13 protein-coding genes are annotated in these 12,317 nt (G+C 73.7%); 4 read left to right on the forward strand and 9 right to left on the reverse strand.

Translation table 11 applies throughout. The features are described 5' to 3' along the window. Positions 1 to 6 precede the first annotated feature (6 nt). Positions 7 to 729 (reverse strand): dethiobiotin synthase, encoded by a 723-nt coding sequence (gene bioD / locus QSK21_RS14530; protein ID WP_285696227.1) that lies wholly within the window; start codon positions 727 to 729, stop codon positions 7 to 9. 139 nt (positions 730 to 868) lie between these two features. Here bioD and QSK21_RS14535 point away from each other — a divergent pair, with 139 nt between their 5' ends. From QSK21_RS14535 to QSK21_RS14545, 3 genes are read left to right on the forward strand one after another with little or no spacing between them, the layout of a single operon-like run. Further along, entirely contained in the window at positions 869 to 1,678 is an 810-nt protein-coding gene (locus QSK21_RS14535) for a hypothetical protein (protein ID WP_285696229.1), read from the forward strand. 21 nt (positions 1,679 to 1,699) lie between these two features. Continuing rightward, positions 1,700 to 3,358 carry an acetolactate synthase gene (locus QSK21_RS14540; protein WP_285696230.1) on the forward strand — a complete coding sequence of 553 codons (1,659 nt, stop codon included), beginning with the start codon at positions 1,700 to 1,702 and terminating at the stop codon, positions 3,356 to 3,358. Next, on the forward strand, positions 3,351 to 3,878 hold the full coding sequence (locus tag QSK21_RS14545) for a GNAT family N-acetyltransferase (protein ID WP_285696231.1): 528 nt from the start codon (positions 3,351 to 3,353) through the stop codon (positions 3,876 to 3,878). The genes QSK21_RS14540 and QSK21_RS14545 overlap by 8 nt, the downstream gene beginning before the upstream one ends. Here the strand turns inward: QSK21_RS14545 and bsaP are convergent. The 7 genes from bsaP to QSK21_RS14580 all read right to left on the reverse strand — a co-directional run bounded on the left by bsaP (position 3,865) and on the right by QSK21_RS14580 (position 10,570). Next, a complete protein-coding gene (gene bsaP, locus QSK21_RS14550; RefSeq protein ID WP_285696232.1) occupies positions 3,865 to 4,050 on the reverse strand; it encodes a biotin synthase auxiliary protein BsaP in 186 nt (61 codons plus the stop codon). The genes QSK21_RS14545 and bsaP overlap by 14 nt on opposite strands. A 48-nt stretch (positions 4,051 to 4,098) precedes the next feature. Beyond that, a complete protein-coding gene (locus tag QSK21_RS14555; RefSeq protein WP_285696233.1) occupies positions 4,099 to 5,460 on the reverse strand; it encodes an acetyl-CoA carboxylase biotin carboxylase subunit in 1,362 nt (453 codons plus the stop codon). Positions 5,461 to 5,549: 89 nt separating this feature from the next. Beyond that, on the reverse strand, positions 5,550 to 6,935 hold the full coding sequence (locus tag QSK21_RS14560) for an HD-GYP domain-containing protein (RefSeq protein ID WP_285696235.1): 1,386 nt from the start codon (positions 6,933 to 6,935) through the stop codon (positions 5,550 to 5,552). 27 nt (positions 6,936 to 6,962) lie between these two features. Next, complete coding sequence (locus QSK21_RS14565; protein WP_285696237.1) at positions 6,963 to 8,435, reverse strand: HD-GYP domain-containing protein; 1,473 nt, start codon at positions 8,433 to 8,435, stop codon at positions 6,963 to 6,965. Between the two features lie 223 nt (positions 8,436 to 8,658). Further along, entirely contained in the window at positions 8,659 to 9,582 is a 924-nt protein-coding gene (locus tag QSK21_RS14570; protein ID WP_285696238.1) for an NAD-dependent epimerase/dehydratase family protein, read from the reverse strand. Between the two features lie 79 nt (positions 9,583 to 9,661). After that, positions 9,662 to 9,961 (reverse strand): mycothiol system anti-sigma-R factor, encoded by a 300-nt coding sequence (rsrA, locus tag QSK21_RS14575; RefSeq protein ID WP_285696239.1) that lies wholly within the window; start codon positions 9,959 to 9,961, stop codon positions 9,662 to 9,664. Between the two features lie 3 nt (positions 9,962 to 9,964). Next, a complete protein-coding gene (locus QSK21_RS14580; RefSeq protein ID WP_285696275.1) occupies positions 9,965 to 10,570 on the reverse strand; it encodes a sigma-70 family RNA polymerase sigma factor in 606 nt (201 codons plus the stop codon). A gap of 445 nt (positions 10,571 to 11,015) precedes the next feature. Between QSK21_RS14580 and QSK21_RS14585 the strand changes: the two genes are divergently transcribed. Then, positions 11,016 to 11,930: a class I SAM-dependent methyltransferase gene (locus QSK21_RS14585; RefSeq protein WP_285696240.1), complete on the forward strand. Its 915-nt coding sequence runs from the start codon at positions 11,016 to 11,018 to the stop codon at positions 11,928 to 11,930. 5 nt (positions 11,931 to 11,935) lie between these two features. Here QSK21_RS14585 and QSK21_RS14590 read toward each other — a convergent pair whose 3' ends face one another. Next, complete coding sequence (locus QSK21_RS14590; protein WP_285696241.1) at positions 11,936 to 12,268, reverse strand: TraR/DksA family transcriptional regulator; 333 nt, start codon at positions 12,266 to 12,268, stop codon at positions 11,936 to 11,938. Positions 12,269 to 12,317: the final 49 nt, after the last annotated feature.

The raw sequence follows: 12,317 nt of genomic DNA on the forward strand, positions 1-12,317 counted from the left end.
GATGCCTCACGGTAGGACACCGTGCGCGTCGCGGAACGCGGCGGGGTCGAACGAGCCGCCGAACGGGGGTGCCAGCGCGCGGTGCGCGGCCAGCAGGAACTCGGCGGGGTCAAGGGCGCCCGCGCCCGCGGGCATCGCGCCGGCCAGGGGACGGGCGGCGATCGTCTCCAGGTCGCGGATGTTGCTGCGCATCGCCAGGCCAGGCTCTTCCGGCCACTCCCCCAGCACCACACCGGCGAGCTGGACGCCCCGGTGCGCCATCGCCTCCAGGGTGAGCGCCGTGTGGTTCAGGGTGCCCAGGTCGGGACGGGCCACCACGACCGCCGGGGCGCCGATCCAGCGGGCCAGGTCGGCGAGGGTCGTGCCCTCGTCGTCGTACCGGACCAGCAGGCCCCCGGCTCCCTCCACCAGGACGAGCCCCCGGGTGCGGCTCAGGTCCCGGATGCGGTCGGCCGCGTCCGCGAGCCGCGGCGGCGGGAGCCCCGCCCGGCGTGCCGCCGCCGCGGGCGACAGCGGGTCGGGGAAGCGGGCGAACTCGTGCAGGTCGTCGATTCCGGCCAGCCGCCGCACCTCGTCGAGGTCGCCGGGCTCGTCCGGGCCCACCCCGGTCTGGCCGGGTTTGACGACCGCGACGCCGGTTCCGCGCGCCGCCGCGAGCGCGGCCAGCGCCGCGGTGACGATCGTCTTCCCGACGCCGGTGCAGGTCCCGGTCACCACGAGCACGCTCACGAGCGCAAACCCTAGCGCGGGCCCTTGCGCCGTGGCCCAGCAGGATCCCACAGCTTTGACCGTGCCATTTTGGACGGAACCGGGGCGGGGTGCGTGGCGTCCAAGTCCCATGGCCGGTCCATCCGTACCCTTCAGAGGTGTGATCGATCGGGGGGTCGTCGCCGCGCTCGCCGGGGCCTGTCTTCTGGTCGCGTGCAGCGGCCAGGGACAGGAGCGGGCGCGGGACGAGGAGCCGGGAGGCGCCCGAACGACCGCTCCCGCGGATCAGGCTTCCGGAGGCGGCAGGGGGCCGGTGCTGCGCTGGCGGATGACCGCCGGTTTCGCGGGTCTCGGCCCGCCGGGCAGCCTGCCGGAGTTCTCGCTGTACCGGGACGGACGCGCCATCGCGAAGCCGCGGCGCGCCGCCGAGTGGGCCGCCCGCGAATACCGGCTGACACCCGCGGCGATGCGCCGCCTCCTCCAGGAGGCGCGAGCGGCGGGCCTGGACCGGCCGCGGACCATCGGGTCCGACCAGGTCGCGGACGCGATGATCCTGCAGATCACCTTCGGGCAGGCCCGTACGCGGGTCGTCGAGCCGGAAAGCCTGCCGGCCGCCCCGGCGGTGCGGTTCTGGAAGCGGCTGGACCCGGAGGCGTGGCCACCCACCGACCAGGCCGCGCCGGCGCGGCCGTACCGGGCGCCGCGCATGGCCGTCATCGCCGGGGACAGCCCGGCACGACCCGGCCAGCCCGTCTCCGACTGGCCGCTGGACCGGCCGCTCGGGCGGGGCGAACGGGCGGCGGGCGGCCTCTGCACGGTGGTCACCGGCGAGGACAGGGACACCGTCGTCAAGCACATCGCGACGGCGAGTGCGGACCATCGCTGGCGCAGCGGTGGCAGGGTGTACTCGGTACGGCTGCGGCCCCTGCTCCCCGAAGAAAGGACATGCCAGGACGTCGCCAAGACCTGACCTGGTTGTTACCTTTCGCACATGGAGCCTCGGCACGGCGGCGACACGGTCATCTCGGTGGTCCGCCGCCACGGCGTGGACACGATGTTCACCCTCTCCGGCGGGCATGTCTTCCCGATCTACGACGCGGCGCTCGACGGGGACGGCGGCGCCGCGCCCCGGCCCAGGATCCTCGACGTGCGGCACGAGCAGACGGCGGTGTTCGCGGCGGAGGCGACCGCGCGGCTGACGCGGGGACCGGGACTGGCGGTGCTGACGGCCGGGCCCGGCGTCACCAACGGGGTGAGCGGCATCGCGACGGCGCATTTCAACGGATCGCCCGTCGTGGTGCTCGGCGGGCGCGCGCCGCGCGGGCGGTGGGGGTCGGGCGCGCTCCAGGAACTGGACCATCCCCCGCTGGTCGCGCCGATCACCAAGGCCGCGCTGACCGCGTCCGGGCCGGAGACGCTGGCGTCGGACGTGGAGCGGGCCTTCGCCGTCGCCACGACGCCGCACCGGGGCCCGGTCTTCCTGGACGCTCACATGGAGGACCTGTTCGGCCCGCCCGCCGGCGCCGTACCGGAACCGAGGCCGCCGACGCGGGAGTCGCCCGACCCGGACGCGCTCGACGGGATCGCGGCGCTGCTGGCCGGGGCGCGGCGTCCCGTGCTGGTCCTCGGGTCGGACGTCTGGATGGACCGCGCCGACGAGGCCGCCCGCGCGTTCGCCGAGGAGTTCGCCCTGCCCGTGGTGGCCAACGGGCAGGGCCGGGGCATCCTGCCCGCCGGTCACGAACTGCTGGTGACCCGCGCCCGGGGGCGCGCGTTCGCCCGTGCCGACCTGGTGATCGTCGCGGGCACCCCGCTGGACTTCCGGCTCGGGTACGGAACGTTCGGGAGCGGGACGGGCGAGCAGGCCAAGGTGGTGCACCTCGCCGACGCCCCGTCTCAGATCGCCGCCCACGTGCCGCTCGCCGGGTCGGCATCGGGTGACCTCTCCGAGGTGTTCACCGGGCTTGTGACGGCGGCGTACAAGGCCGGGGTCGCCCCCAGGTCCCACGCCGACTGGGCGGCCGGGCTCCACGACGTGGCCAGGACGGCGATCGCGGACGACGCCGCCCTGCTGGCCTCCGACGCCGACCCCATCCATCCGATGCGCGTGTACGGGGAACTGGCCAAGGTGCTGGACGACGACGCCGTGGTCATCGGGGACGGCGGCGACTTCGTCTCGTACGCGGGCAAGTACGTCGAGCCGCGGCGCCCCGGCGGCTGGCTGGACCCCGGCCCGTACGGGTGCCTGGGCACCGGTCCCGGGTACGCGGCGGCGGCCCGGCTGGCCCGCCCGTCCTCGCAGGTCGTGCTGCTGCTCGGGGACGGAGCCGCCGGATTCTCCCTGATGGATGCGGATACCCTGGTACGGCACGGCCTACCCGTGGTGATGGTCGTGGGCAACAACGGAGCCTGGGGGTTGGAGAAACATCCGATGCGGATGCTCTACGGATACGACGTCGCGGCCGACCTGCGACCCGGCTGCCGCTACGACGAGGTCGTGCGGGCGCTGGGCGGGGCCGGTGAACTGGTCACCGAGCCGGACCGGATCGGCCCGGCGCTGCGCCGCGCCTTCGACTCCGGCGTCCCGTACCTGGTCAACGTGGTGACCGATCCCGATGTCGCCTACCCGCGCAGCACCACCGGTGTCTGAGCGGCACGTCACCGTCCGCCTGGCACGCCCCGACGAGTACGCGCGGATCGGCGAGCTGACGGTCGAGGTGTACACGCGGGGCGGTCTGATCCCGCCCGGGTCCGCCTACCTGCACACGCTGGCCGACGCCGCCGACCGCGCGGCCAAGGCGGAGCTGCTGGTCGCCGAGGTGGACGGGGAGATCGCGGGGGCCGTCGCGTACGCGCCGCCGGACAGCCCGTACGCCGAGCTGGCGGCACCGGACGAGGGCGAGTTCCGCATGCTGGTCGTCCAGGAGTCCAGCCGCGGGAACGGTGTCGGGCGGGCGCTCGTCCAGGAGTGCGCCGACCGGGCGCGGCGGGCGGGGCTGGTCGCGCTGCGGCTGTCGACGCAGCCGAACATGCGCGTCGCCCAGCGGCTGTACGAGCGGATGGGGTTCACGCGGACCCCGGAGCTCGACTGGAGCCCGGTCGAGGGTGTGAACCTGCTCACCTACGTCCTGGACCTGAGGCCCGCGGGGGACGGCGTCAGGCCGAGCTGAGCACGCCGTGCTCGGAGCAGCGCGCCGTCCAGCCCATCGGGGTCACCTGCACCACCATCCGGCGGCGGCAGCGCGCGCAGTAGCGCGGCGGTTCCATCAGCCGCGCCTCGCGGCACTTCTCGTGTTCGCCTTCCTCTGCGGGCTTCCCGCAGCGGTCACAGTACCTCTCCACGGCGGGCAGACTACCCCTGCTTACCAGCCGCCCTTGGAGCGGCCCGGTTCACGGGCGCATGCGGCCGACGATGCCGGTGTCGTACGAGCCGTCCACGAACTCGGGGTGCTCAAGCAGTTCGGCGAGGAACGGCAGGTTGGTGTTGATCCCCTCGATCCGGAACGCGGCCACGGCCACCCGCGCCCGCTCCAGCGCGGCGGGACGGTCGCCGGCGTGCACGCACAGCTTCGCCAGCATCGGGTCGTAGTACGGCGTGACGGTGGTGCCCTCGGCGTAGCCCGCGTCGATGCGGATGCCGTCGCCGACCGGCTCCTCCCAGACCTTGATCTCGCCCGGGGACGGCATGAAGGTCACGGGGTCCTCGGCGTACACCCGCAGCTCGATCGCGTGCCCACGGACGGCCACCGCGCCGCCGGGCGGCTCGCCGAACGAGGGCGGCTCGCCGGCGGCGATCCGTAGCTGCTGCTCCACCAGGTCGATCCCGGTGACCAGCTCGGTGACCGGATGCTCCACCTGCAGCCGGGTGTTCATCTCCAGGAAGAAGAAGTCCTGCGCGGCCGGGTCGACCAGGCACTCGACCGTCCCGGCGCCGCGGTAGCCGACCGCCTCCCCCGCGCGCACCGCCGCCTCCATCATCCGGGCGCGCAGCTCCGGCGTGATGCCCGGGGACGGGGTCTCCTCCACGACCTTCTGGTGGCGGCGCTGCACCGAGCAGTCGCGCTCGCCCAGCGCGAGCACCGTGCCGTCGGCCAGGCCGAGGATCTGCACCTCGACGTGCCGCGCGCCCTCCACGAACCGTTCCAGCAGGATGTCGGCCCGCTTCCCCGAACCCCCGAAGAAGCGCGCCGAGGTGGTCCGCGCGGTCTCGTACGCCTGGCGGAGGGCGGGTTCATCGCGGGCGACGGCCATGCCGATGCCGCCCCCGCCTCCGGCGGCCTTCACCATGATCGGGTAGCCGATGCGCGCGGCCTCGGCCACGGCGGCGTCGGCGTCCGGGACGGGGTCGGTGACGCCGGGCGCGACCGGGACACCCGCCTCCGCCATCAGGTTACGGGCGTTGATCTTGTCGCCCATCCGCTCGATCGCGTCCGGCGGCGGCCCGATCCAGGCCAGCCCCGCCTCCATCACCCGGCGCGCGAACCCGGCGTTCTCCGCCAGGAACCCGTACCCGGGGTGGACGGCGCGGGCGTTGGTGCGCCGCGCCGCCTCCATGATCCGGGGGATGTCGAGGTAGCTGGAGGCGGCCCGGGCGGGGCCGATCAGGATCGCCTCGTCGGCCTCGGCGACGAACGGCAGCCCCGCGTCGGCCTCCGAGTACACCGCGATGGCCTTCAGCCCCAGGCCGCGGACGGTACGAATGATCCGGCTGGCGATCTCACCGCGGTTGGCCACGAGCACGGATTCGTGCAACGACCGCACACTCCTTCGTCCCCTGGCGGGCCCGCGCCCGCGCACTCGGGCAGAGACTAGCCCCCCGGCGGTCGCGGGGCCACCGGCCCCTACAGCCGGGGACGGCGGTCGACGACGCGGCTGAGCGCCTCGACCACGGCGGGGTCGTACTCGGCGGCCGAGTCGAGCCGCAGCCGTTCCAGGACGGCGGCGCCCCGGTCGCGGTCACCGGAGTCGCCGACCAGGTCGTCGTAGGCGTTGGCCACCTTGATGATCCTGCTGGCCAGCGGCGGCGCCTGGGGGCGCCGCTCCGGCGCGTCGGCGGGATGGAGGGAGCCGGACGCGTCGCCGACGCCGTCGCCGGGCGCGGCCTGCGGCTGCGTGGACTGCTCGACCCGGTACGGATGCGAGGACCGCTCCACGATCCGGGCGACATGGTCGAGCACGCCGGTCTGCCTGATGACCTCGGCGCCCAGCTCGGCGATGCGGCGCTGCTCGGCGGGCGAGGCCAGCACGGTGGCGCCGCCGGGGATGGGATCGCCCAGCGACAACTGCCCGATGTCGTGCATGAGCGCCGCGTACTCCAGATGCAGCAGCTCCTCCTCGGACATGCCCAGCTCCCGGCCCATCGCCACCGACAGCCGGGAGACACGCCGGGAATGCCCGGTCTCCACGTACCCGCCGACCTCGGTGACCCGCGACAGCGCCCGCACGGTCTGCAGATAGGTCGCGCGCACCCCGGCATAGCGGCGGAACGCGAACTGGGTGACCAGGATCGGCGCCGTGAACACCAGCAGCGCGGCCGGGCCCATCACCGTGGTCGCCACCGCGATCAGCATGGCGGTCGCGCTGGTGGCCGCGCACAGCGCCGCCTTGGCCTTGATCTCGTCCCGCATCGCGATACCGAACCGCGCCCGTACCGCCTCCGCCCGGATCAGCGCGGCGATCATCACCTCGCAGGCACAGGCGATGATCACCACGACGCCCATCATCGCGAGCAGCACCTGCCAGTGCAGCCGCAGCGACAGCAGCGGCCGGAAGCACAGCGCCACGGCGGTGACCGTGAACAGCCGGCGGGCCATGGCGTCCAGCCGGGGGGTGCGGCCCACCGCGACATGGGGCAGCGAGCCGACCAGCGTGCCGACGGCGGTCACCGCCACCACCTGCAACGGGGAATGCACGGCCGGGGCGACGCCGAGCGGCGCGTCGGGCGGCGCCCCCTCCGGCCCGATCCCGACCAGCAGCGCGTAGCCGATCCCGCCCGCGCTGGCGATCGGCGCGACCTCCCGGTTGCCGGGCATCACCATCCGGAACAGCTCGCCCAGCGCGATCAGCACGCCGAACACCACGGCGACCTCGGCCTGCTCAAGGCCCACCGCCGCCACCTGCGTGATCGCGACGATCACCACGAGCCCGGCGGTGGCGATCAGCATGAGCTGGCCGGAGTCGATGGTCCGCCAGGCGGCGCGCTCCTGGGTGCGCATCTGGGTGCTCATCGGCTCCATCTTCCTGGACGGCGGCGGCTAGCGGCGGGCGCCGCCACCGGCGACATCCCCTGCCGCACCCGCCGGGTCGGTGCCCGCCGGGTGGCTGCTGGCGACCTTCGTTCCGGCGCCGCCGCCGTTTCCGTTCCCACCGGCGTTCCCACTGGCGCCGCCGCTCCCGGCGACGCGGAGCGGCGCGCTGAAGTCGTCGTGGTCCTGCTGGGTGGTCTCCACGATGTCGTCCTCGGGCAGCACGACGGGCTGGGGCGGATCCCAGCCGTCGCGTTCGAGCGCGCGCAGGAACGCGTCCACGATGGCGGGGTCGAAGTGGTCGCCCGCGCCGCGGCGCAGCTCCTGGACGGCCTCCTCCACGGTGCGGGCCGCCCGGTACGAACGGGTCGAGGTCATCGAGTCGAACGCGTCCGCCACCGAGATGACGCGGGCGAACTCGGGGATCTCGTCACCGGCCAGCCCCATCGGGTAGCCGCGGCCGTTCATCTTCTCGTGGTGGTGCATGATCCCGGCCAGCGCCTCGTCCAGGAAGCCGATGTCCCGCACGATGTCCAGGCCCCGCATCGGGTGCAGCTGGATCGCGGCGAACTCCTCCTCGGTGAGCGCCCCGGTCTTCTGCAGGACCTTGGTCGGGACGCCGAGCTTGCCCACATCGTGCAGCATCCCCGCGTACCGGATCGCCTCCACCCGGTCCGACCGCATCCCGATCTCCTGCGCGATCATCACCGACCCGCGCGACACCCGCTCCGAATGACCACGCGTGTAGTAGTCCTTGGTCTCCACCGCCTGGCACAACGCCGCCAGCGTCGCCGCGTGCGCCTGCCGCTGCGCCCGCGTCTGCTCGAACGCCCACCGCGCGATGAACAACGGCAGCAACACCAGCACCGCCGCGAACGGGCCGATCCCGACCCGGGACCACAGGCCGGCGATCAGCAGGCCGAACATGCCGTACCCCAGGCATCCGAAGGCGAGCTGCCCGCTGGCGGTCAGCAGCTCGCGCACCGACGCCTGCCGGCTCAGCAGCAGCACCCCGGCCACCAGCAGCAGGTTGACCAGGACGAAGGTGACCAGGGCGCCGAGGAACGGGCCGATCACGTGCTCGACCCAGCGGGCCTGCCCCGGCTCGAACCGCTGCCCGCCGAGCGCCTGGAAGACCACGCCGGACGCGTACCCGCACAGCGCGAACTGCGCGCCGTTGAACAGCCGCTTGACCGGCGCGAACAGCCGCTGCCCCGTGACGATGGCGCAGACCCCGAGCAGCGCGGCGCCGGCCGGGCCGAGCAGCACCACCGTGGCCAGGCTGGCGGCGAAGCTCAGCGAGACCCGGGCGCGCTCGACGCTGAGGAGGGCGGGCGCCGAGTCGCAGATGAGGAAGAGCACGGCCAGGACGGCGAGGGTGCGCCATTCCAGCCCCTCGTAGGACGCCGTCGCGATGAGCCCGGCCGCCAGTGCGACCACGCCGCAGATGTACGCCCAGGCAGCGAGAGGTAGTCCGCGCATGCCGCCCCCTCCGGGAGTCGACGTCCCCATTGCCGTCGCCGGGGGTCTCAACACCGGCCGCCGGACCGCCGCCGGATCCGGGCACGCCTGCTGTTCCCGTCGTCGAATCGGCACAAGACTAACGCGAGCTGCACAGGCCACACAGGCATGCGGAGAATCGTGAGCAAAGCGTGAACCGATCACCACCAGGGGTGAACGTGGCGGAACGGCCCGGACGCCCGGCTCAGGAGCGCGCCGCGCGCTCGCGTGCCCAGGCCACGGTCTCGGCCAGTCCCTCGGGCAGCGCCGTGCGGGGCGTCCAGCCGAGGTCGGCGGCCGTGGTGGACGGGTCGACCGCCATCGCGGGCAGGTCGCCGAGGCGGGGCGGGGCGAAGTCGGGCTCGTCCGGTGCCCCGGCGGCCGCGGCGACCAGGGTGTGCAGGTCGCGGTCGGTGGTCTGGAGCCCGGTGCCGACGTTGTACCGGCCGCCCCCGCCGCGCTCGCCGGTGGCGCGGGCGAAGGCGTCCACCACGTCCAGGACGTAGACGTAGTCGCGGGTCTGCTTGCCGTCCCCGAAGACGCGGGTGGGGCGCCCGGCCAGCAGCGCGTCGGTGAAGATCGAGATGACGCCCGCCTCGCCGTCCGGGGTCTGCCGCGGCCCGTACACGTTGGCCAGCGTCAGGATGGTGAAGTCCAGGCCGTGCAGCGCGTGGTAGGCGCGGGTGTAGACCTCGCCGGTGACCTTGGACGCCGCGTACGGCGAGGCGGGGCGCAGCTCGGCCTCGGCCGGGACGGGCAGCGCGTCGGGGACGCCATAGACGGCGCAACTGGAGGTGAAGACGACCTTGCGGGTGCCCGCGGCGCGCGCCGCCTCCAGGACGTTCACGGTGCCGATCACATTGGTGCGGGCGTCGCCCAGCGGGTCCGCGACGCTGGCGCGCACGCTGACCTGGGCCGCCAGATGGCAGATCACCTCGGGCGGACGCGCGGCGACCCGCTCCCTCAGCGCGGGGTCGGCCACGTCCATCCGCCAGAGCTCCACGCCGGGACGGAGGTTGGCGCCCGAGGACAGGTCGTCCAGCCCGATCACCTCGTGACCGTCGGCGATCAGCCGGTCGGCGAGATGGGATCCGATGAAGCCGGCCGCGCCGGTCACGAGAACGCGCACGCACAGCACGATACCGACGCCCCGCGGGCACGCGGGCGCGCCGAGGGACCGGACCCGGCCGGGGCCGGACGCGCGGCCGTCAGAGCTGGCCGGAGGACCGGCCCGCCGCCTCGGCCGACTTGATCTCGCCGCAGATCTGCTCGATCTTCCCCAGTACCTTGGCGCGCAGGTCCTCGGGTACCGGTTCGGAGCCGCAGCTCTTGCCCACCAGCTTCTTCACGGCCTCTTCGAGGTCGTACTCGCGCAGGCAGGGGCCGCACTCCTCCAGGTGCTGCCGCACCTCGCCGCAACCGCCCTGGTCCAGCTCGCCGTCCAGATACGTGTAGACGCGGGCCAGGACTTCCTCACACGGCGTCTCGTGGTGGTCGCCACAGCTCATGGCTCACTCACCCTTCCCGGTCGCCCGGGACAGGCCGCGCTCCCGGGCGTAGTCCTCAAGCATGCCGCGAAGCTGCCGCCGCCCGCGGTGCAAACGCGACATCACTGTCCCGATCGGCGTCCCCATGATCTCGGCGATCTCCTTGTAGGCGAAGCCCTCGACGTCGGCGAGGTACACCGCGATCCGGAACTCCTCGGGCAGGTCCTGCAGGGCGCGCTTCACATCGGTGTCGGGCAGGTGCTCCAGCGCCTCGGCCTCGGCCGACTTCAGGCCGCTGGAGGTGTGCGACTCCGCGCGCGCGAGCTGCCAGTCCTCGATCTCCTCGGTGGCCGCCTGCTGCGGCTGCCGCTGGCGCTTGCGGTAGGAGTTGATGAAGGTGTTGGTCAGGATCCGGTAGAGCCACGCCTTCAGGTTCGTGCCCTCCTTGAACTGGTGGAAGGACGCGAACGCCTTGGCGAAGGTCTCCTGGACGAGATCCTCCGCGTCCGCCGGGTTGCGGGTCATCCGCAACGCGGCCGAGTACAGCTGGTCCAAGAACGGGAGCACGTCGCGCTGGAAGCGCTCCTGGCGCTGCTCCACGGTCTCCGTGGTGCTCGGTACCTGACCCACCTCCTCGGCTGTGGCGGCGCCGTCGGCGCCGTACCTCACAGACGATATCGGGCCGCGGCTCCTCATCACGCCGCCGGGCCGCGCGCCATCGCCGCGCGACGGCGACGCGAGCCCCCGCTGATCGGGCAAGGCGACGGACGAGGTCATGTGGTCGCACCTCCGCTGGAGCGAGTGTTCTCGTGCCGCGCGCCGGCCCGGCCATCACCTTCGTGGCCGCGAACCCCGTCCCCCCTTGTCGGTTCGGGGTGGTTCGTGGTTCGGAGCGGTCAGGGTGTTCAGGTGCGCGCCGCGCGGGCTATACGAGACGGTGCAACACCGGCGGGGTCCGTTCGATTCCCGGCGCCGGAACGAAGGTCATCTCATCCCGAACTGCACGGAGGGTGATGTCCAGCCTCCAAGGGGGAAGAAGTGAGATACACGGCGAGAACAGGAGCAACCGTTGCTCGTGCCGGCGCGACCTCCCGAGCCCTCCGTCGCCAGCCTGCGGGACACCCCGGGCGACGACGGCTCCCTTGCGCTCTACTGGAGGTTCTACTGGGCGGTCGCCGCGGCACAGCTCGCCCGCTGGCTGCCGCGGCGTCCCTCGCGCGTCCTCGACCTGGCGGGCGGGACGGTCCGCAGCGGCGCCCAGGCCGCGGCGGCCGGGCACCGCGTGATCGAGGTCGTGGACCCTCATTTGGGCCGCCATCGCCCCACCGCCCTCGCCCCCGACGGGAAGGCCGGGAACGGAGCCCAGGCCAACGGCACAAGCCCGGCCGCCATCGGCAAGGTCCTTCCCGCAGGCTACGGACCGCCCCCCGCGCGGCCCGCTGCTGGGGGCGGGGCGGCCGATGCCGCCGAGACCCGTGGGACGAACCGCCGCCGCGTGATCGCCGATTCGGGGTCCCTGCGCTTCCTGACCGACGCCTCGATCGACGCGGTCATCGCCGAGAACCGGGTGCTGTCCCGGCACCTGGTGACCGAGGCCGCGGTCGCCGAGATCGCCCGGGTGCTGCGGCCGGGAGGCCGGGTGCTGCTGTCGGTGGACTCGCTGACCCTCGGCATGGCGCTGCTGGCCGAGCAGAACTACTGGGCGCACCTGTCGGACGTGCCGAGCGCCGAGGTGCTCCTCGTCCCCTGGCCGGACGGCACCATCACCCGCTGCTTCTGGGCCGACCAGCTCCGCGAGCTGCTGACGGAGGCCGGTCTGGAGGTCGAGTGGATCCGCCCCCGCACCGTCCTGTCACCGTCCACCGTGGAGCATGTCCTGACGGCCTCTCCCCGCGCCCTGCCGAGACTCGTGCGGACCGAGCTGAGCGCGCCGATGAACGACGACTCACTGGGGGTCCATCTGCTGGCCAGCGCCCGCCGCCCGGCCTGAGCCGCTCACCTCATGGCCCTGTCGTACTTGGCCTGGCAGGTCACGCAGCGCGCGGCGTCGGGGCGGGCCTCCAGGCGGCCTTCGGGCACCGGCTTGCCGCAGCCCAGGCACCGGCCGTAGGTGCCCGCGGCGATCCTGGCCAGCGCCGCGTCCACCGCCGCCCTGTGGCGCTGGAGGGAGCTCAGCGCCGCCTCCACACGGTCGCCCTCGGTGAGGCCGGCCCCGGCGTCCGCCGCGGAGTGCTCGCGCCCGGGATGCTCGCCCTTGAGGATCGCGATCGAACGGTCCAGGTCGGCGAGCATGGCCTCAAGCCTGACGCGGGCGGTGGCGGTGTCCACGGTGCCGGAACTCCTTCCGGTACGCCCCGGGCAAGGGGGCCTCGCCGTC

Source organism: Actinomadura sp. NBRC 104412 (genome assembly GCF_030269515.1).
GTDB lineage: Bacteria > Actinomycetota > Actinomycetes > Streptosporangiales > Streptosporangiaceae > Spirillospora.